The sequence below is a fragment of the Streptomyces sp. NPDC057302 genome, from assembly GCF_042667685.1.
Lineage (GTDB): Bacteria > Actinomycetota > Actinomycetes > Streptomycetales > Streptomycetaceae > Streptomyces.
The window spans coordinates 179,095-199,067 of sequence record NZ_JBHUZJ010000007.1 but is presented as its reverse complement, the minus strand read 5'-3'; the positions used below and the strand labels follow the sequence as shown (position 1 = coordinate 199,067).

Below are 19,973 nucleotides of genomic sequence, written 5' to 3'. Positions count from 1 at the left end.
ATCGGTGGAGTTCGTCGTGGCCGGGCTCTCGCCGACCGTGGTCTCGCCCCTGGCGCTCTCGTGCAGGTCGCGCGTGCGGATGAAGGCGAATCCCACGACCGCGCCGACGGCGGCGACGATCGCGCACACGAGCATCACGTCGGTCAGTCCGTCCACGAAGGCGGTGCGGGCCGCCGTTTCGAGTGCGGGGGCCAGCTCCGACGGCGCCCGGCCGGCGGCTTCCGCGCCGCCGCCCGCCGCCACCGCCTCGCCGAATTCGTGCGCACCCGCGCCCAGTTGGCGTCCGGCAGCGGACTGCACAAAGAGGTCACTCACCCGTCCCTGGAACGCAGCACCGAATCCGGCGATACCGATGGCGACACCCACCTGCTGGAACGTCTCGTTGATCCCCGATGCCATGCCCGCCTTGGACGGTTCCACGACGGCGATGGACAGCGAGGCGCGCGGCGGGTTGAACAGGCCCATGCCCAGGCCGATCCCGAACATGCTCGGCAGCAGCGCGGTCCAGGACGTGTCCGGGCCGGTGAGCGCGACGAGAAAGAGACCGATCGCGATGAGCGCGAGGGAGGTTCCCATCAGCAGCCGCTGCGGCACCCGCGTGGTCAGCGATCCCGATATCGCCGCGGCGACGAACAGCGTCCCGGTCAGCGGAAGGAATCGCAGGCCGGTCTCCCACGGCGAGTACGCGAGGACGTTCTGCACGTACGACACCAGAAGGAAGATCGCGGACATCGTCGCGGCGGCGCACAGCAGCGTCACGACCGACACCCCGTTGAACGTCCTGTTCCTGAACAACGACAGCTGGAACATGGCCCGTTCACCCAGACGCTTCTCCACGAGGCCGAACGCCCCGAGGAGCAGCACGGACGCCACGAACATGCCGACGATGGGCGCACTGCCCCATCCCTCGGCCTCTCCTCGCAGCAGCCCGAGGACGAGCAGGGTCAGCGCGCCGGTGAAGAGCACCAGTCCCCACCAGTCGACGGCGGGGGCCGACTCCGCACGGGACTCGCGCATCTTGAGCGCGCTCACGGCCATGGCGAGCAGTCCGACCGGAACGTTCACCAGGAAGATCCAGCGCCAGCTCAGACCGTCGGTGAGCGCGCCCCCGATGAGTGGTCCGAAGGCGATGGAAAGCCCGACGACACCGCCGAAGATCCCGAAGGCCTTGCCGCGGTCCTTGCCCTGGTACTCCTGCCCGATCAGCGCGGGCCCGACGGCGAACAGGACCGCTCCCCCGAGTCCTTGGACCCCGCGGGCCACGGACAGCACGGCGGCGTCGTTGGCGAGGCCACAGGCCAGTGAAGCCACCAGGAACACGACGAAGCCGACGTTGAAGACACGCTTGCGCCCCAGGCGGTCCGCCAGTGACCCGGCGGTCAGCAGAACGGCGGCGAGCCCGAGGGCGTACGCGTCGAGCACCCACTGCAGCGAGGTGAAACTCGCGTCGAAGGCGTCCCTGATGTCGGGCAGCGCCACATTCACCACGGTCAGATCGAGCAGGAGCATGAACGTGGCCACACAGACCACGGCCAGGGTCCACCCTCGTCCACCCGTCGATGTCGTTCGTCCGGACATCATTCCCCCGAATCCAGAATGATCGAGTACTCAAATCATCGATATTTCCAACGATTCGAGAAGCTACGAAGACACCGGACCCCTGTCAACGGCCCCCCTCGCGTCTCGGCCATGATCCGACCGGAAACCGCCGGGCGCCCCTCACCCGAGGAAGGACAGCCGGACCTCGCGCCGCGGGTTGTCCCGGTTCGTGTCCACCAGGCACACCGACTGCCAGGTCCCCAACTCCAGCCGGCCGCCCAGCACCGGCAGCGTCGCGTGCGGCGGCACCAGCGCGGGCAGGACGTGGTCGCGGCCGTGGCCGGGGCTGCCGTGGCGGTGCTGCCAGCGGTCGTCGGCCGGGAGCAGGGTGTGCAGCGCGGCCAGCAGGTCGTTGTCGCTGCCCGCGCCGGTCTCCAGGATCGCGATGCCCGCGGTCGCATGGGGAACGAAGATGTTGAGCAGGCCGTCGCGGCCTCCGGCCGCCTCCCGCAAGAAGCTCTCGCAGTCGTCGGTGAGGTCGAAGACCCGCTCGGCCGAGCCGGTGGTGATGTTCAGGACACGTGTGGTGAAAGCGTCGGACATGGGTCCATCCTCCCTCACGTCGCTCCCATGTACTGATACGTGACGTCCGCCTTTCGAGACGGCATTGACCGTACGCGGACGATCTGGCTACGTTCAGCGGCATGTTGCGTTCAGCTCTGCTCACCACGCGCGGTCACATCGACCTGCTGCGGGTGGCTTCTGCTGCGTGTCGTCGCGGCTGCTGACCCTCTCTCAGCCCGCTTTTCCCCCTTCGCTCCTCTCTGCCCCGCTGCCCGCGCGCGGTTGATCCCACCGCCTCGCGCGTAGGCCTTTCGGGCATCCCTCCCTCCTGCCGTGGAGCCCCCATGAGCATCAGCCATGCCCCGCCGGACTCCGCGTCCGACATTTCGGGTATATCCAAGTCCGGCGACCCCGCCCAGGGCGCCACGGACACCGATGGCGTCAAGGACGCCGAACGGGCGGCACCCGCCGAACTCGTCCCCATCGTCCCCTCCTCCACCCGCCGCACCCGCGTCCCCCGCTGGCTGCGCCGCACCTCCGGCCCCCTCGCACTGCTCGCCCTGTGGCAACTCCTCAGCTCCACAGGGGTGTTGACCAAAGACATCCTCGCCTCGCCGGGGACCATCGCCGGTGTCGCCCGTGACCTCCTCAGCGACGGTTCACTGACCTCCGCCATGGGGGTCTCCCTGCAGCGGGTCGCGGTGGGGCTGCTGCTCGGCACCGTCGTCGGAACGGCGCTCGCGCTCGTCTCGGGGCTCTTCCGCGTCGGCGAGGACCTCGTCGACGCCAGCGTCCAGATGCTGCGCACCGTGCCGTTCGTCGGGCTCATCCCGCTGTTCATCATCTGGTTCGGCATCGGCGAGGCGCCCAAGGTCGCCATCATCACGCTGGGCGTCTCGTTCCCGCTCTATCTGAACGTGTACGCGGGCATCCGCGGGGTCGACTCGCAGCTCATCGAGGCCGGGGAGTCCCTCGGGCTCTCCCGGTGGGGCCTCGTGCGGCACGTCATCCTGCCGGGCGCGCTGCCGGGCGCCATGACCGGCCTTCGATACTCCCTCGGCATCGCCTGGCTCGCCCTCGTCTTCGCCGAGCAGATCAACGCGGACTCCGGGATCGGCTTCCTGATGGTCCAGGCGCGTGACTTCCTGCGGACCGACGTGATCGTCGTCTGCCTGATCGTCTACGCCTTCCTCGGCCTCATCGCCGACTTCATCGTCCGCACCCTCGAAAGGCTGCTGCTGCAATGGCGACCGACGTTCACCGGCCGGTGACCCCCGACGCTCTCACGGCCAACGCCCCGACGAAGCGGCCCACTTCGGCCGTACGTGTCGAGGGGCTGACCCGCTCCTTCGACGGGCGCGCCGTCATCGACCGGCTCGATCTCGACGTCAAGCCGGGCGAGTTCGTGGCGCTGCTCGGTCGCAGCGGCTGCGGCAAGTCGACCCTGCTGCGCATCCTGGCCGGGCTCGACCGGGACATCGAGGGAACGGTCCTCGTGCCCCGCCGCAAGGCCGTCGCGTTCCAGGCACCGCGGCTCATGCCCTGGAAGCGCGTGTGGCGCAACGTACTGCTCGGGCTGAAGGGAAAGCCCGAACGAAGCGTCGCCGAGCGGGCGTTGGAGGAGGTCGGCCTGAAGCACCGTACGAACGCCTGGCCCAAGACGCTCTCCGGCGGAGAGGCCCAGCGCGCCTCGCTGGCCCGCGCCCTGGTGCGCGAGCCGGATCTGCTGCTGCTCGACGAGCCGTTCGGCGCGCTCGACGCGCTCACCCGCATCAAGGCACAGCGACTCGTCGACGAGCTGTGGCAGCGGCGCGGCTGCGCCGTCCTGCTCGTCACGCACGACGTCGAGGAAGCCGTGCTCCTCGCCGACCGGGTGCTCGTCATGGACGACGGGGTCATCGCGTACGAGACCCAGATCGATCTGGACCGGCCGCGCGGCATCTCCGATCCGCGCTTCGCCGAGCTGCGCGCCGAGCTTCTGCAGCGCCTGGGCGTCGACGCGGACCACGCCTCGCCGGAAACCGCTGCCGCTGCCGCTGCCTGAACCACCCGCACTCCCCCTCCCCGTGCACGGCACGAAGACACCGAACGGACTCACCATGCGACGACACCTCGCCGCCCCCGCCCTGCTCGTCCCCCTGGCCCTGCTGCTCGCCGCCTGCTCCGGCTCGTCCTCCGCCAACACCTCATCGGCCGGCTCGGGCGGCGGGACCGACGGCAAGGGCTCGCTCACCCTCAACGTCGGTGACCAGAAGGGCGGTTCGGAGGCCGTGCTGCGCGCGGCCGGCGAGCTGGACGACCTGAAGTACAAGATCCGCTGGTCCACCTTCACCTCGGGGCCGCCCCTCCTGGAGGCCGTCAACGCCAAGGCCGTGGACATCGGCGCCGTCGGCAACACGCCGCCCGTCTTCGCCGCCGGAGCGAACTCCAAGATCTCCGTGGTGGCCGCGACCCACGGCACCGCATCGGGTGAGGCCATCCTCGTGCCCGACGACTCGCCCCTGAAGAAGCCTCAGGACCTCAAGGGCAAGTCCGTCGCCGTGGCGCAGGGTTCGTCGGCGCACTACCAGCTGATCGCGTCCCTGAAGAAGGCCGGGCTCGGCCTCGAGGACGTCAAGGTCAAGTATCTCCAGCCTGCCGACGCGCTGGCCGCGTTCACCAGCGGGAAGGTGGACGCCTGGTCGGTCTGGGACCCGTACACCTCGCAGGTTCTGGAGGGCAAGCAGGGCCGCGTCCTGACCGACGGCGACGGCCTGGTCAACGGCCTCAACTTCCAGGTGGCGGCGCCCGACGCGCTGCAGGACAAGAAGAAGGCCGCGGCGGTCGACGACTACCTCAGGCGGCTGCGCAAGGCCCAGGCCTGGGTCTACGACCACCCGGAGGCATGGGCGAAGGTCTGGGCGAAGGACACCGGCCTGCCGTACGAGGTGGCGCTCGCGGCGGTCAAGCGCAGCAACGGCACGCGGGTCCCGGTGGCCGTGGACAAGAACGTGGTCACCTCCGAGCAGGAGATCGCGGACACCTTCACCGACCAGAAGCTCATTCCCCGCCGCATCGACTTCGGTGACTTCGTCGACACCCGGTTCAACGGCAGCCTGCCGCCCTCGACCAGCAAGCCGCGCACGTACAACAAGGAGTCCTGACGATGACCGTCCACCTCAACTGGTTCCTGCCGACCGGCGGCGACGGCCGCACCCTCGTCGACCGGCACGCCTACACCGACGGCGGCGTCAAGCGCTCCCGTGTCACCCCCGTCAGCGGGGTCCGCGCCCCCGACATCGACTATCTGATCCAGATCGCCAAGGCGGCCGAGCAGTTGGGCTTCGAGGCCGTGCTGACCCCGACGGGCACCTGGTGCGAGGACGCCTGGCTGACGACGGTCGCGCTGGCCCAGCACACGGAGCGGCTCAAATTCCTGGTGGCGTTCCGGCCCGGCGTCATCTCCCCCGTGCTGGCCGCGCAGATGGCGTCCACGTATCAGCGCATCACGCGCGGTCGGTTGCTCCTGAACGTCGTCACTGGCGGTGACTCGACCGAGCAGAAGCGCTTCGGCGATCACCTCGACCACGATCGGCGCTACTCCCGCACGGACGAGTTCCTGTCCGTCGTACGGGGGGTGTGGGGCGGTAAGCCCTTCGACTTCAACGGCGAGCACTACGACGTGGAGGGCGGGCTCACCGCGCTGCCGCCGGACCCGCTGCCCGAGGTCTTCTTCGGTGGTTCGTCGGCGGCTGCCGGTCCTGTGGCGGCGCGCCACGCGGACGTCTATCTGACGTGGGGCGAGCCGCCGGAGCAGGTCAAGCAGAAGATCGACTGGATTCGTGGGCTCGCCGAGGAGCAGGGGCGCACGGTCCGGTTCGGGATCCGGCTGCACACCATCTCGCGTGACTCCGCCGCCGAGGCGTGGACCACCGCGAACCGGCTGCTGGACGATCTCGACCCGGACACCATCGCCGCCGCCCAGCAGGCGCTGGGCCGCAGCGAGTCCGTCGGCCAGCAGCGGATGCTGGCGCTGCACGGAGGTTCGCGCGACGACCTGGAGATCTCGCCGAACCTGTGGGCGGGCGTCGGTCTCGTACGGGGTGGCGCGGGCACCGCGCTCGTCGGCAGCCATGCGGACGTCGCCGACCGGATCGAGGAGTATCACGCGCTCGGCGTCGAGCACTTCGTCCTTTCGGGCTATCCGCACCTGGAGGAGGCGTACTGGTTCGGCGAGGGCGTGATCCCCGATCTGGCGGCGCGCGGGCTGCTGCCCCGGATTCCGGCGTCGCAGCTGACCGGCGCCCCCGCGGCGAACGGGCGTCCGGCCTCCGCTCCGGGCGGCGCGCCGCTCCTGGTGGCGGGCGGGCGCTGATACCGCCGGGACGGACACCGAGGCGGGAAGATCCCGGGCCCCGATGGAGTTAGTAGAAGCGTGAACGACATCGGGGCACGGGACGCGGCCGCACACGAGGCGGCACAAGAAGTGGACGCAGTCGTCATCGGCGCCGGGCAGGCGGGCCTGTCCAGCGCCCATCACCTGCGCAGGGTCGGCTTCGAGCCGGACCGGGACTTCGTGGTCCTGGATCACTCGCCGCGCCCAGGCGGGGCCTGGCAGTTCCGCTGGCCCTCGCTCACCTACGGCAAAGTGCACGGGATGCACTCGCTGCCCGGCATGGAACTCACCGGCGCCGATCCCGCGCGGCCCTCGTCGGAGGTCATCCGGGAGTACTTCGAGGAGTACGAGCGGCGCTTCGACCTGCGGGTGCACCGGCCCGTCGACGTGGACCGGGTGCGGGAGGGCGAGGGCGGGCGGCTGCTGGTCGAGACGTCGGCGGGAACCTGGGCGACGCGCACGCTGATCAACGCCACGGGCACCTGGGACCGGCCGTTCTGGCCGCGCTATCCGGGGCAGGACACCTTCCGCGGGCGGCAGTTGCACACGGCCGTCTATCCGGGGCCCGAGGCGTTCAAGGGGCAGCGGGTGATCGTCGTGGGCGGCGGGGCCTCGGGTACCCAGCATCTGATGGAGATCGCTCCGTACGCCGCCGGGACCACCTGGGTCACCCGGCGCGAGCCCGTCTTCCGCGAGGGGCCGTTCGACGAGAACTGGGGGCGTTCGGCCGTCGCCATGGTCGAGGAGCGGGTGCGCCAGGGGCTCGCGCCGCAGAGCGTGGTCTCCGTGACCGGCCTGCCCGTCAACGACGCCATCCGGCAGGCGCGGGCCGACGGGGTGCTCGACCGGCTCCCGATGTTCGACCGCATCACGCCGAGCGGGGTGGAGTGGGACGACGGGCGGCGCGTCGATGCCGACGTCATTCTCTGGGCCACCGGATTCCGGGCGGCGATCGAACACCTGGCGCCGCTGCGGCTGCGCGAGACGGGCGGCGGCATCCGGATCGAGGGCACCCGCGCCGTCGCCGATCCGCGCGTCCATCTCGTCGGCTACGGCCCCTCGGCCAGCACGATCGGCGCGAACCGCGCGGGGCGGTCCGCGGTGCGGGACATCCAGCGGCTGCTGGAGCAGGCGCCGGTCGCGGTGTGATTCCGGGGCTGCCGCACGGTGCGGCGCGGGGCACACGGCCCCGCGCCGCCGCGGGCCGCTAGCCGTCCTGCTTGTTCTCGGCCTTGCCCTCGTCCTTGTTCTTGCTCTGGTTCTTGTTGAACTCCGCCACGTTCTTCTGCTGTTCCTCGAAGCTCGACGTGAAGCGGGTGTCCCCCGGCTTCACCGTCACGAAGTACAGCCAGCCGCCCGGTGTCGGGCTCGTCGCCGCGCGCATCGCCTCGTCGCCGGGGTTGCCGATCGGGGTGGGGGGCAGACCCATGCGCGTGTAGGTGTTGTAGGGGCTGTTGATCTTTGTGTCGCGGTCGCGGGTGTTCAGCGTCGAGCGGTTCAGGGCGTAGTTGATCGTCGAGTCCATCTGCAGCGGCATGCCCTGCTCGAGGCGGTTGTAGATGACCCGGGCCACCTTGCCCATGTCCGCCTTGGAGCCTGCCTCGGCCTCGATCATGCTGGCGATGGTGATCGTCTGGTAGACGTTCACCGCGTTGCGGTCGGCGCCCGCCGTGACCTGGCCGACGCCGAACTTCTTGGTGGCCGTGTTCACCATGTACGAGAGCACGGACGCGGGAGTCGACTTGTCGTCAAGGGGATAGGTCGCCGGGAAGAGATAACCCTCCGGGTTGCCGGCCGCGTCCTTGGGAAGTCTGAGAGCGGCCTTGGGAATGGCCTTCTTCGTGGTGCCTTCCTGCACGCCGAGGGCTTTGTCGACGGCCCCGTACACCTGGCTCGAGCGCCAGCCTTCCGGGATGGTCAGCGACTCGGGGCGTCCACTGTCGTCCGGGAGCAGCAGCGGCACCGTCACGGCGGTGACCGCCGCGACGGCTCCGGTCGCGATCAGGGCGATCCGCCCCCGACGCGTCAGTCGAATCGTGCCCCGGCGCGGAGTCTTGGTCTGCAGCATGCGGGCACATTATCTCGCAAATGCCGACATTCCGTGCATATCTTCATCTTGCTGGCTCCAGTTGGGCGTCTCTGCGCACCAGGGCGGCGTAACGGCCGTCCCTCTCCAGGAGCTCCTCGTGGGTGCCGCGCTCGGTGGTCCGGCCCGCGTCCAGGACCACGATCTGGTCGGCGCCGCGGACCGTGGAGAGCCGGTGGGCGATCGTGAGCGTCGTCCGGTCGGCGGACAGGGCGTCGATGGCTTCCTGCACCGCGTGCTCGGTGTGCGTGTCCAGGGCGCTGGTCGCCTCGTCCAGGATGAGCACGGGCGGATCGCGCAGGATCGTGCGCGCGATGGCCAGGCGCTGCTTCTCGCCTCCGGAGAAGCGGTGGCCGCGCTCGCCGACCACCGTGTCGTATCCGTCGGGCAGGGACGCGATGTGGTCGTGGATCTGGGCGGCACCGGCGGCCGCGATCAGCTCCTCGTCCGTGGCGTCGGGCTTGGCGAAGCGCAGGTTCTCGGCGACCGAGGCGTGGAAGAGGTACGTCTCCTGGGAGACGACGCCGACCGCGCGGGCCAGCGTGTCGAAGTCCAGGTCGCGCACGTCGACGCCGTCGATCGTCACGCGGCCGCCCGTCACGTCGTACAGCCGCGGCACCAGATAGCTGAGGGTCGACTTTCCCGAGCCGGTGGGGCCGACGACGGCCAGGCTGCCGCCGGCGGGGACGGTGATGTCGATGCCGTCCAGGATCGCGCGGCTCCGGTCGTCGTCGCCGTCGTAGCGGAACTCGACACCTTCGAAGCGGACCTCGCCCTTGATCTTGTCCAGGCGCACCGGGCTCCGGGGCTCGGTGATGTCGATGGGCAGGTCCAGATACTCGAAGATGCGCTGGAAGAGCGCGAGCGAGGTCTGGATCTGCACGCCGGTGGAGAGCAGGCTCACGGTGGGCCGGAACAGGCCCTGCTGGAGCGAGACGAAGGCGACGAGCGTGCCGATCGAGACCGTCGGGCCGCCCATCTGGAAGGCGAGTCCCGCGGTCCAGTAGATGACGGCGGGCATGGCGGCCATGACGATCGAGATGACGGCCATGCGCCAGCGCCCCGCCATGTTCGACCGGACCTCGAGGTCGACCAGCTGCTCGGACTCCTCGGCGAAGGACTTGGTGAGCGAGTCCGAGCGGCCCATCGTGCGGCCGAGCAGGATGCCGCTGACGGAGAGCGACTCGGTGACCGTCGCCGCCATCGCCGCCATCTGCTTCTGCCGCTGCGTGGCTATCTTCTTGCGTTCGCGGCCGACCCGGCGGCTGATCCACACGAAGACGGGCAGCAGGAGCAGCGAGACGACCGTGAGGCGCCAGTCGAGGGCGAGCATCGCGACGATGGTGGCGATCACGCTGGTGAGGTTCGAGACCAGGGAGGTGGCGGTGGAGGTGACCGTCGCCTGCATGCCGCCGATGTCGCTGGCGATGCGGGACTGGACCTCACCGGTGCGGGTCCTGGTGAAGAAGGCGAGCGACATGCTCTGCAGGCGGCCGTAGACCGCGGTGCGCAGGTCGTGCATGACGCGCTGGCCGACCGTCGTACTGATCAGGGTCTGCAGGACGCCGAAGACGCTGGTGACGACCGCGCTGAGGATCATTCCGAGGGCGAGCAGGCTCAGCAGGCCCGTCCGTCCCTGGGGGATGGCGGTGTCGAGGATTTCCTTCAGCAGGAAGGGGGTGGCGACCGAGACCAGGGAGGCGGCGCCGACCAGCAGGCCGACGATCGCGAGGCGGGCGCGGTAAGGGCGGAAGAGGCGCAGGATGCGGCGGATCTGCCGCGGCTGTTCCTCTTGGCCGGGGGCCAGGGGCTGCGGTGTCCACTTGGGTTCGTCGGGACGCATGGGCTCCTTCGGGAGGGGGACGCCGGTCCGCGCGCGGACCGGCGATGGCGGTCGGCGGACGGCCGACGACGATTGAGGGAGCATAGCTCACTGTTACCTATACTCACAATGCACTAGGTCCTGATAATGTTCCCGCATGAACACCCCGGACGCCGACGGACTGCTCGCCGAACAGCTGCTGCGGCTGACCCGCAGGCTGCACCGCATCCAGAAGCACCATCTGGTGCCGATCGACATCACCCCGGCCCAGTCGCGCCTGCTGCGCACCCTCGCGCACTACGACACGCCGCCGCGCATGGCCGATCTCGCCCAGCGCCTCGAAGTGGTCCCGCGCGCCGTGACGAGCCTGGTCGACGGCCTGGAGGCCAGTGATCTCGTGCGTCGCGTCCCCGATCCCACCAACCGCCGGGTGATCCGCATCGAGCTCACGGACGCGGGAGGCAAGGCGCTCAAGCAGCTGCGCAGCGCGCGCCGGGCCGCCGCGGAGGACATCCTGGCTCCACTGGACGCCGAGCAGCGCGAGCAGCTGGGCGGCCTGCTGACCGCGCTGCTCGACGTGCCGGACGTCCGCCGCTGCTGACCCCGGCGACCGTCCGAGCCGCTCGACCGCACGCCCGAAGCCGCTCGACCGTCCGACCTCGCCGAGGAGAGCTCATGCCGCTGCTGGAGCCCACGCCGGAAGCCCTGCGCCCCGCCGCGCGCCCCGAGGGCCCGGCCCACGACCGGGTGCCGGACCGGCAGGCCACCGGCACCCCCGAGCCGCTGCGCTCCGAGCTGACCGCGCTGCTCGGCGCCGACAAGGTCCTGACGAAGATCTCCGACCTCGTGCGGTACGCCTCCGACGCGAGCCCCTATCGCTTCGTGCCGCAGGTCGTGGTCGTCGCCGAGGACATCGACGACATCTCCGCCGTCCTGTCGTACGCGCACGGCAGGAGCCGCGAGGTCGTCTTCCGCGCGGCGGGCACCTCGCTCAACGGCCAGGCCCAGGGCGAGGACATCCTGGTCGACGTGCGCAAGCACTGGGCGGGCGTCGAGGTCATCGGCGACGGCGAGAGGGCGCGGATCGGCCCCGGCACGACCGTCCTGCGGGCCAACGCCACGCTCTCCCGGCACGGCCGGGTGCTGGGCCCCGACCCGGCGAGCGCCATCGCCTGCACGATCGGCGGGGTCGTCGCGAACAACGCGTCGGGGATGACGGCGGGCACCACCCGCAACTCGTACCGCACGGTGGCCTCACTCACCTTCGTCCTGCCGACGGGCACGGTCGTCGACACGGCGGACCCGGACGCCGACGAAGAGCTGGCCCACGCCGAACCGGCCCTGTGCGAGGGCCTGCTGGCGATCAAGCGGGAGATCGAGGCGGACCAGGAGCTCACGGCCCGCATCCGCGCCAAGTACGAGATCAAGAACACGAACGGCTACCGCCTGGACGCGTTCCTGGACGGCGCGACGCCCGTCGAGATCCTGCGCGGCCTGATGGTCGGCTCCGAGGGCACCTTCGGGTTCATCTCGGAGGTCGTCTTCGACACCCTTCCGCTGGACCGGCGGATCACCACGGGCCTGCTGTTCTTCCCCTCGCTGCCGGCCGCCGCGGCGGCCGTCCCGCTGTTCAACGAGGCGGGCGCACTGGCCGTCGAGCTGATGGACGGCAACACGCTGCGCGCCTCGACCAGCGTCGCGGGGATACCCGCCGACTGGGCGCGGCTCCCGAAGTCGACCGCGGCTCTCCTGGTGGAGTTCCGCGCACCGGACGAGGCGCGCCAGGAGGCGTACGAAGCAACGGCCGCCAAGGTCGTCGAGGGGCTCGAACTCGTCGCGCCGGTCGACTCGGTGACCAACGCCTTCACGCGTGACGCCAAGACGATCGGGGGCTACTGGAAGGCCCGCAAGGCGTTCGTGACGGCGGTCGGCGGCTCGCGGCCCTCCGGCACGACGCTGATCACCGAGGACTTCGCGGTCCCGCCGTCCCGGCTGGCCGAGGCCTGCCAGACCCTGCTCGAACTCCAGACCCGGCACGGCTTCGACGCGGCCGTCGCGGGACACGCGGCGCACGGCAACCTGCACTTCCTGCTCGCCTTCGACGCGGGCCTGCCGGCCGACGTGGAGCGCTATGCCGCGTTCATGGACGAGTTCTGCACGCTCACGGTCGAGCGCTTCGACGGCTCGCTCAAGGCCGAGCACGCGACGGGGCGCAACATCGCGCCGTTCCTGGAGCTCGAATGGGGCCCCAAGGCCACGGAGTTGATGTGGCGCACGAAGCAGGTCATCGACCCGGACTGCGTGCTCGCGCCGCGCATCGTCCTCGACCGGGACCCGAAGGCCCACCTCCGCGGCCTGAAGACGATCCCCAAGGTGGAGCTGATCGCGGACCCCTGCATCGAGTGCGGATTCTGCGAACCGACCTGCCCCAGCGAGGACTTGACGACGACCCCGCGCCAGCGGATCGTGCTGCGCCGCGAGATGATGCGCCAGGCACCCGGTTCCCCGGTCGAGGACCGCCTGGTCGAGGCGTACGGATACGACGCCGTGGACACCTGCGCCGGTGACTCGACCTGCAAGCTGGCCTGCCCGGTGGGTATCGACACGGGCGCGCTGATGAAGGACTTCCGCCACGCACGGCACTCGCCGCGCGAGGAGCGTGCGGCCGCCGTCGCCGCCAGGAACTTCAAGGCGGTCGAGGCCGCCGCACGGCTCGCGGTGGCCGCCTCCAGCCGGATCAGCGACCGGCTCCTGACCGGCGTGACACGCGCCGCGCGCAAGGCCGTGCGCCCCGACCTGGTCCCCGAGTGGCTGCCGGACATCCCGGGAGCGGCCGCCCGCAAGCTGCCGCGCACCCCACGCGTGGGCGCGAGCGCCGTCTACTACCCGGCGTGCGTCAACCGCATCTTCGGCAGCCCCGGTGACCGCTCTCTGCCGCAGGCCGTGGCCGCCGTCTCCGCCCGCGCGGGGCGGCCGGTCTGGATCCCGGACGACGTGGCGGGGACGTGCTGCGCGACGATCTGGCACTCCAAGGGGTACGACGAGGGCAACGCGGTGATGGCCAACCGCATCGTCGAGGCGGCCTGGGGCTGGACGGCCGGCGGCAGGCTGCCCCTGGTGGTGGACGCCTCTTCCTGCACGCTCGGCATCGCGCACGAGGTCGTGCCCTACCTCACCGCCGACAACCGCACGTTGCACCAGGAGCTGACGGTCGTCGACTCCCTCGTCTGGGCCGCGGACGAGCTGCTCCCCCACCTGACCGTGCACCGCACGGTCGGCTCCGCCGTCCTGCACCCCACCTGTTCCATGAGCCACCTCGGTGACGAGGCCCAGCTGCGCGCCCTCGCCGAGGCCTGCGCGGACGAGGTGGTGGTCCCGGACGACGCGGGCTGCTGCGCCTTCGCCGGTGACCGCGGGATGCTGCACAAGGAGCTGACGGAGTCGGCCACCCGCAAGGAGGCCGCCGAGGTCACCGCCCGCCCCTTCGACGCGCATCTCTCGGCGAACCGCATGTGCGAGGTGGGCATGGACCACGCCACAGGACGCGCCTACTACTCCGTACTTCTGGAGCTGGAGCGCGCCACGCGTCCGTGAGCTCCGGCGCCCCGCGAAAGACCCTCCCGACCCGGGGCGCGAAATAAATCCAACTCCCTGGCCACTTCGGTCCCTTGCGCCACGCCCGTCCCCCCATCAGGGTGGCATCCGTTCCAGCGCAGGCATCCAAGCCACGGAGGTCCGATGCACGACGAGCACGCCCTACCGAACCCTGACGGGTCCGCGACCCCTGACGACTTCGCCGACGGCGCCTCACGCCGCGCCGTGCTCCGCACCGCGGGCCTCGCCGGCGCCGGGCTCGGCCTCGGCGCCCTCGCCGGGGGCACGGCCCACGCCGACGCCCCGCAAGGCCCGTCCGCAGCGCCCGACGCGGCGGCGACGGCCGCCGAGGCACCGCCCCGCAAGGGCAAGACCATGATCGGCGTACCGTTCGAGCGGCGCTCCACCGTGCGGGTCGGCATCGTCGGGCTCGGCAATCGCGGCGGCAGCATGATCGACCTGTTCCTGGCGATCCCGGGGGTGAAGGTCGTCGCGCTCTGCGACCCGGTCAAGGACAAGACGGCGGCCGCCTCGAAGAAGGTCACCGACGCGGGTCAGCCCGCCCCGGCGACGTACACCAAGGGCGATCACGACTTCGAGAACCTGTGCAAGCGCGGTGACGTCGACTTCGTGTACGTGGCGACGCCCTGGGACTGGCACTTCGACATGGCCAAGACGGCGATGCTGAACGGCAAGCACGTCGGCGTGGAGTGTCCCATCTCCCTGCGGCTCGACCAGATCTGGGAACTGGTCGACCTCTCCGAGCGGACCCGCAGACACTGCATGCAGTTGGAGAACTGCTGTTACGGCAAGAACGAGATGCGTGTCCTGCGGATGGCCCATGCGGGCAAGTTCGGTGATCTGCTGCACGGGGCGGGCGCGTACAACCACGATCTGCGCGGCCTGATGTTCGACCCGGACTACTACGAAGGCCCGTGGCGGCGCCTGTGGCACACGCGGCTGCGCGGTGACCTCTACCCCAACCACGGCTTCGGCCCGGTCTCCAACTACATGGACGTCAACCGCGGCGACCGCGTCACGCACATCTCCAGCTTCGGCACGCCCGCCCTCGGTCTGGCCGAGTACCGCAAGGCGCACATGCCCGCGGGCGACCCGAGCTGGAAGGAGACGTACATCGAGAGCGACCGCACGATCAGTCTCGTCCAGACGGCGAAGGGGCGGGTGATCCGCCTTGAGCACGACGTTTCCACGCCCCACCCCTACAGCCGGATCAACAGCCTCGGCGGCACCAAGGGCGTCTTCGAGGACTACCCCGAGCGCATCTACATCGAGCCGGACCACACGAACGACGAGTGGGGCGACTTCGGCAAGTACGCCGCTGACTTCGACCACTGGCTGTGGAAGGAGCACTCCAACCCGCCTGGCGGGCACGGCGGCATGGACTACATCATGATCTTCCGTCTGATGCAGACCATGCAGCTCGGCCTCGTGCCCGACTTCGACGTCTACGACGCCGCGGTCTGGACGTCGCCCGTCCCCCTGAGCCATCTGTCGATCAAGGCGAAGGGCGCGCCGCAGGCGATCCCGGACTTCACTCGCGGGCTGTGGAAGAAGGCTCGGCCGGGAGTGGACTCGCAGAAGCCGAAGGCGTAAGGGACTTGGGCCCGGCGGTGCCCACATCGGCGCTGCCGGGCTCCTTCGCCCGCTCCGCCTGTTCCGGTATGAAGGCGATCTCTCCGGAGAGGACCTTCTTGGCCCGTGCTGTGTCGAGGGCGCCTTCCCAGCGCGAGACCACGAACACGGCGACGCAGTTGCCGAGCAGGTTCGTGGCGACGCGCATGGCGTCCATGATGCGGTCCACGCCGAGCAGCAGGGCCACCGCACCCGCCGGGATGACCCCGAGCGCGGAGGCGGTCGCGGACAGGGCGAGGAACGCCGAACCGGGCACGCCCGCCATGCCCTTGCTGGTCAGCATGAGGACGAGGACGACCGTGATCTGCTGGCCCAGGCTCAGGTCCACGCCCACGGCCTGCGCGATGAACAACGTACCGACGGAGAGGTAGATCGAGGCGCCGTCGAGGTTGAACGAGTATCCCGTCGGCAGGACAAGGCCCACCGCGTCGTCGCGGCAGCCCGCCTGGCGCAGCTTCTGCATCATGCGCGGCATGACGGCCTCGCTGGAGGCCGTGCCGAGAGCGAGGAGCATCTCCTCGCGCGTGTAGCGGACGAACTTCCACAGGCTCAGCCCCGTCAGGGCCTTCAGGGCGACGGCGAGCAGGACGAGGAAGATCAGAGCCACCGCGTAGCAGACACCGATGAGCTTGCCGTACGTCGACAGTGCGCCGAGGCCGTACTCCCCCACCAGATGCGCGGTCGCGCCGAACACGGCGAGCGGCGCCAGCCTCATGATGAAGCCGACGATCGCGAAGACGACCTCCTGGCCCTGCTCGATGGCGGGCAGGATCGCGGGGACCTTCGAGTTGCCCAGGTGCAGCAGCGCCGCGCCCACCAGGCAGGACAGGACGAGGACTTGGAGCAGTGAGTTCTCGGCGAAGGCGCCGATCGCGCTGTCGGGCAGCGAGTGCAGGAGGAACTCGCTGGTCGAGGGCAGTTCACCGCCGCCGGTCTTCGCGTCCACGGCGGACGCGTCGAGCGTGGCGGGGTCCACGTTCATTCCGGCGCCGGGGCTGACGAGGTTCCCGGCGAGCAGGCCGACGACGAGGGCGACGGTGGTCGCGACCTCGAACCAGATGAGGGCCTTGACCCCGATGCGCCCGAAGGCCTTGAGGTCTCCGGCCTTGGTGATTCCGGCGACGACCACGCAGAAGACGAGCGGGGCGATCATCGCCTTGATGAGACGCACGAAGCCGTCGCCGAGCGGTTGGACGGCGGTGCCCGCTTGGGGCCACAGCCGTCCGACGAGGACTCCGAGCACCAACGCGCAGGCGACCTGCGCGAAGAGTGAGGTTCGCAATGTGCGTGCTACGCGTCGCGGTAGGGACGGTACGGACTGCGGCACGGGCACTCCTGTGGTGAGGGTTCAACTTACTTCTGCCATACGGAATTTTCTTTCCGCGAGGCGCCACTATGGCGGAGTGCCCGCTTCCGCAAAAGACCTACAGATCACATCGGCGTAAATCTTGGATCTTGCTCCAATCGCCGCGGTGGAACGAGGGGATCAGCAGCGCAGCCGGTCCACCGTGAGGGCCCCCTGCTCGGTGGCCAGGGTGCGGTCGTGGCAGATGCCGTCGCCGTACACGCGGTAGCGCTCACGGGAGCTGCCGACGGCGTGCCGGTCCTCGCGCGGGACGTTGGCGGTGTACGTCGCATCGCCCTCGTAGCGGTCGTCGGTCACCGAACGGGCTGTGCGGCGCCCGTCGTTCGAGACAGCGGTCTCCGCGCGGTCGCCCAGAGCGATCTCGGTACGCAGCCGGTCGCCCGCGCCGAGTGTCGTCGTGCCGTCCATCGTGTACGTCCGCTCCGTGCGGGTCGCGCCGCCGTTCCGGGTGACCGTCTCGCGGTCGGTCCAGGTGGACTTGAGCGCATCGGTGGACTCGCCCTCGGTCCAGCGGTGGACCGAGGTGTTGGCGAGCGCGCGGGTGACGGTTGTCGCGACGCGGCCGTGGGAGGTGTCGACGTACCCCGAGACGCTGAGCCGGTGGCCGCCCCGGGTTTCGAGGCGGTGCTCCGGCGAACCCGGCGTGTACGTCGCCTCGTTGGCGAGGTCGCCCGCCTTGTGACGGGTCAGCTTGCCGGTGACGTGTTCGCGCTTCTCGTCCTGCCAGAGCAGGACGTTGGTCGGGGTGTGCCAGCCGCTCGTCGCCTCCGGTCTGCCCGCCACGGACACCTCGACCTGGTGCGGGCGGCCGTCGTTGAGCAGCCCGGCGAAAGGTGTCAGGTCGTACTCGATGGGCTTGATGTCGAAGGCGCGGGGGCCGGGGATCACGTACCACAGGAAGGGGTTGGGTAAATGTAAGGGAGAACGTCTGACCTGCGGTTTCACAGTGCCCCCTCGGGAAATCACCAGACTTGGTGTGCCCGGAGTAGCCCCAGGTCACCCCGTGGATTCCCCCCTCTCGCACACCGCCAGGTGCCCGGGAGTGCCCGAACTCTGACGGTGCGTCAGAACCAAGGGGCGCGTCCTCATGCCGCCCTGATGGGGCGGTGCGGGCCCGTACGATTCATCCATGTCCTCGCCCTCCCGGCCTCACGGCGAACTGCGCCCTGCTGCTGCGCGGATCAACGTGGCCATCCGCCGACTCATGGAGGAGCCCGACACCCCCAGCCGCGCGGCGGAGTACCAACGACTCCTGGTCGAGTGGGAGAAAGCGACCCGCGCCAACTTGGTCAAGGCCGCGTGACGCACAAGCGACCAATGCCTTCCGGCGGGGCGCTCGCTCATCCTCCGTACCGAGCGACATCAGCATGGGATGCGGCGACCATATGCCGTTGTCGTGTGTGTACTGCGGTCAGCGCAGGCCTTCTGAGTCGTCGTGCTCTTCTCCCACCGGGAGTGGCCGACGGTCAACCCCCGGGACCTCGCTGTAGATGACTGCGGAGACCAGGCCGTCGTAGGCATCGCTGAGGCCGTTGCCGCTTGTGTCGAGCATGTTCTCCCAGTCGAATCCCATACCTACGAGCCTAGCTGTACCGATCGAGAATCTCGGCGACGTGGGGGTTGCCCTCGTCCACCCAAGCGAAGATCGCAGCTTCCGCTTCAAGGGCGGTGCGCCCCTCAGTCCGCGATCGCCCGTACAAGAGCGGCGCGGAACCGACCATTCCCCACCTCGGCCGGGTCAACGACCGCTGGCCGTCGCCATGCCGCATCTGCGGCCAGCCTCGACCCCCAGCTCGCCGCGCTTCTCGCCGGCCATTCCCAGTGCATCTCCTGCGTCCGAACCGGGCGCGTGCCCGGCAACCGTGGAGGCGATCGCCCGACTACTGCCACCTGAGGGGGAACGTTCGGAGGACTCTCCAGGTACTCACACGCTGCGGCGGTGGACCTGCACATGCCGCGACATGAAGGTTATCCGGACATTGAAGGACGCCCAGGCCTTGAAGTCCGTCTGGCGCCGCTGCGCCATCACGCGCCGCGCCCAGACCCATCACTTCCCTCCGGCGGCAGCCGTCCAGGGGCTCCAGGCCACCGAGCTCGATCCGGCCAGAGACTAGGCAGACGGCTAGCGCGGTCGCGATCCGGTGCCGATCCCGTGGCCGCGAGTTCAGCCAGAGGCATCCTGTGGCGGAAGCCCGAGACGGTGAACGTCTACGACCGTGAGTTCAACCCTGCCGTCCGCAACAGCGTCATGCGCCTGAGCCTGTGACCTCTCCGGCCGACTTGTTGCGGACATCACGCATCCGGGCGTCGAGAGCGGCCTGGGTCTCAGGGTCGAGCTCGTAGTGGTCGGCGGTTTCAGGGTTGACATCCAGCGCGTGAGAGCGGAAGGCCTCCCGCTCGGCGGAGAGTTGCTGGATGGTCTGGGTGATCCGGTGGATCTTCCGGCGCAGCCTCTCCCATTCCTGCTCGGTGAGGGCGAGCTCGGCGAGCTGGTTCTGGATCTCAGCCTCGTTCTCCTGGGCGTAGTTGTCGCTGACCAGTGTGACCAGAGGGACCCCGAGAGCCTCGGCAGCGGTGACCGCCTCGTCGAGCCTGACCGCGCGGGTCTGCTGCTCGATGCGCGTGATGGCGGTGGAGTCAACGTTCGTACCGAGCAGTGCGGCCATACGGCGCGCTAGCTCCGCCTGGCTGATGCCGAGGCGTTCGCGTTCCTGACGAAGTCGGCGGGCGAAGAGGTCCCCGGGCAGTGCGTTCATGGCGGTTTGGTACTTCCTGGTCGAGATCGCGATCGACGGGGCGAGGGGGTGGCCTGCCTCGAAATCGAGCAGGTCGGCGCCGCAGCGGTGCTGGAGCGGCACATTACACATCTCGCACTGCGGATTCCACAGGCGTCCGCCACGGCCCTGCGGTCGCGCGCCGCGACGCCGATTCGTCTCGTTTCCGAGCACCTTTCGACTCTTTATCGATAGACCCT

The 19,973-nt window shown here is 69.8% G+C and carries 17 protein-coding genes and 1 pseudogene; 10 read left to right on the top strand and 8 right to left on the bottom strand.

The window, feature by feature from the left end; all coding sequences use genetic code 11:
- Together ACFUPX_RS08400 and ACFUPX_RS08395 are read right to left on the bottom strand one after the other, a co-directional pair.
- Positions 1–1,578, bottom strand: a 1,578-nt coding sequence (locus ACFUPX_RS08400; protein ID WP_383318041.1) for an MFS transporter, incomplete at its 3' end; no start/stop codon positions are given.
- Positions 1,579–1,719: 141 nt separating this feature from the next.
- Positions 1,720–2,142, bottom strand: coding sequence for a secondary thiamine-phosphate synthase enzyme YjbQ (locus ACFUPX_RS08395; RefSeq protein ID WP_383318023.1), 423 nt, complete (start codon positions 2,140–2,142; stop codon positions 1,720–1,722).
- Between the two features lie 101 nt (positions 2,143–2,243).
- On the opposite strand from ACFUPX_RS08395, the gene ACFUPX_RS08390 reads away from it, so the two are divergent.
- From ACFUPX_RS08390 to ACFUPX_RS08365, 6 genes are all read left to right on the top strand, one after another.
- Positions 2,244–2,327: a putative leader peptide gene (locus tag ACFUPX_RS08390; RefSeq protein ID WP_349817350.1), complete on the top strand. Its 84-nt coding sequence runs from the start codon at positions 2,244–2,246 to the stop codon at positions 2,325–2,327.
- Between the two features lie 120 nt (positions 2,328–2,447).
- Positions 2,448–3,374 carry an ABC transporter permease gene (locus ACFUPX_RS08385; RefSeq protein ID WP_383318020.1) on the top strand — a complete coding sequence of 309 codons (927 nt, stop codon included), beginning with the start codon at positions 2,448–2,450 and terminating at the stop codon, positions 3,372–3,374.
- On the top strand, positions 3,347–4,147 hold the full coding sequence (locus ACFUPX_RS08380; protein ID WP_383318017.1) for an ABC transporter ATP-binding protein: 801 nt from the start codon (positions 3,347–3,349) through the stop codon (positions 4,145–4,147). The genes ACFUPX_RS08385 and ACFUPX_RS08380 overlap by 28 nt, the downstream gene beginning before the upstream one ends.
- Before the next feature lie 55 nt (positions 4,148–4,202).
- Complete coding sequence (locus tag ACFUPX_RS08375) at positions 4,203–5,246, top strand: ABC transporter substrate-binding protein (protein WP_383318014.1); 1,044 nt, start codon at positions 4,203–4,205, stop codon at positions 5,244–5,246.
- A 2-nt stretch (positions 5,247–5,248) separates the two neighbouring features.
- Complete coding sequence (locus ACFUPX_RS08370; protein ID WP_383318011.1) at positions 5,249–6,457, top strand: LLM class flavin-dependent oxidoreductase; 1,209 nt, start codon at positions 5,249–5,251, stop codon at positions 6,455–6,457.
- A gap of 60 nt (positions 6,458–6,517) precedes the next feature.
- A complete protein-coding gene (locus ACFUPX_RS08365; protein WP_383318008.1) occupies positions 6,518–7,627 on the top strand; it encodes an NAD(P)-binding domain-containing protein in 1,110 nt (369 codons plus the stop codon).
- A gap of 58 nt (positions 7,628–7,685) precedes the next feature.
- Here the strand turns inward: ACFUPX_RS08365 and mltG are convergent, their stop codons facing one another.
- Together mltG and ACFUPX_RS08355 are read right to left on the bottom strand one after the other, a co-directional pair.
- On the bottom strand, positions 7,686–8,543 hold the full coding sequence (gene mltG / locus ACFUPX_RS08360; RefSeq protein ID WP_383318038.1) for an endolytic transglycosylase MltG: 858 nt from the start codon (positions 8,541–8,543) through the stop codon (positions 7,686–7,688).
- Between the two features lie 46 nt (positions 8,544–8,589).
- Entirely contained in the window at positions 8,590–10,407 is a 1,818-nt protein-coding gene (locus ACFUPX_RS08355; RefSeq protein WP_383318005.1) for an ABC transporter ATP-binding protein, read from the bottom strand.
- A gap of 136 nt (positions 10,408–10,543) precedes the next feature.
- On the opposite strand from ACFUPX_RS08355, the gene ACFUPX_RS08350 reads away from it, so the two are divergent.
- The 3 genes from ACFUPX_RS08350 to ACFUPX_RS08340 all read left to right on the top strand — a co-directional run bounded on the left by ACFUPX_RS08350 (position 10,544) and on the right by ACFUPX_RS08340 (position 15,594).
- Positions 10,544–10,987, top strand: coding sequence for a MarR family winged helix-turn-helix transcriptional regulator (locus ACFUPX_RS08350; RefSeq protein WP_383318002.1), 444 nt, complete (start codon positions 10,544–10,546; stop codon positions 10,985–10,987).
- Positions 10,988–11,061: 74 nt separating this feature from the next.
- Complete coding sequence (locus ACFUPX_RS08345) at positions 11,062–13,980, top strand: FAD-binding and (Fe-S)-binding domain-containing protein (protein ID WP_383318000.1); 2,919 nt, start codon at positions 11,062–11,064, stop codon at positions 13,978–13,980.
- A 144-nt stretch (positions 13,981–14,124) separates the two neighbouring features.
- Complete coding sequence (locus ACFUPX_RS08340) at positions 14,125–15,594, top strand: Gfo/Idh/MocA family protein (protein ID WP_383317997.1); 1,470 nt, start codon at positions 14,125–14,127, stop codon at positions 15,592–15,594.
- Here ACFUPX_RS08340 and ACFUPX_RS08335 read toward each other — a convergent pair.
- Positions 15,533–16,960, bottom strand: coding sequence for a cation:dicarboxylate symporter family transporter (locus tag ACFUPX_RS08335; protein ID WP_383317994.1), 1,428 nt, complete (start codon positions 16,958–16,960; stop codon positions 15,533–15,535). The genes ACFUPX_RS08340 and ACFUPX_RS08335 overlap by 62 nt on opposite strands.
- A gap of 159 nt (positions 16,961–17,119) precedes the next feature.
- Positions 17,120–17,905: pseudogene (locus ACFUPX_RS08330) on the bottom strand (peptide-N4-asparagine amidase); the annotation flags it as partial.
- Positions 17,906–18,128: 223 nt separating this feature from the next.
- Here ACFUPX_RS08330 and ACFUPX_RS08325 point away from each other — a divergent pair.
- Positions 18,129–18,302: a hypothetical protein gene (locus tag ACFUPX_RS08325; protein WP_383317992.1), complete on the top strand. Its 174-nt coding sequence runs from the start codon at positions 18,129–18,131 to the stop codon at positions 18,300–18,302.
- A 108-nt stretch (positions 18,303–18,410) separates the two neighbouring features.
- On the opposite strand, the gene ACFUPX_RS08320 is transcribed toward ACFUPX_RS08325, so the two are convergent.
- Positions 18,411–18,572: a hypothetical protein gene (locus ACFUPX_RS08320; RefSeq protein WP_383317990.1), complete on the bottom strand. Its 162-nt coding sequence runs from the start codon at positions 18,570–18,572 to the stop codon at positions 18,411–18,413.
- 673 nt (positions 18,573–19,245) lie between these two features.
- Positions 19,246–19,857, bottom strand: a complete 612-nt coding sequence (locus ACFUPX_RS08315) for a helix-turn-helix domain-containing protein (protein ID WP_383317987.1) — start codon at positions 19,855–19,857, stop codon at positions 19,246–19,248.
- Positions 19,858–19,973 lie beyond the last annotated feature (116 nt).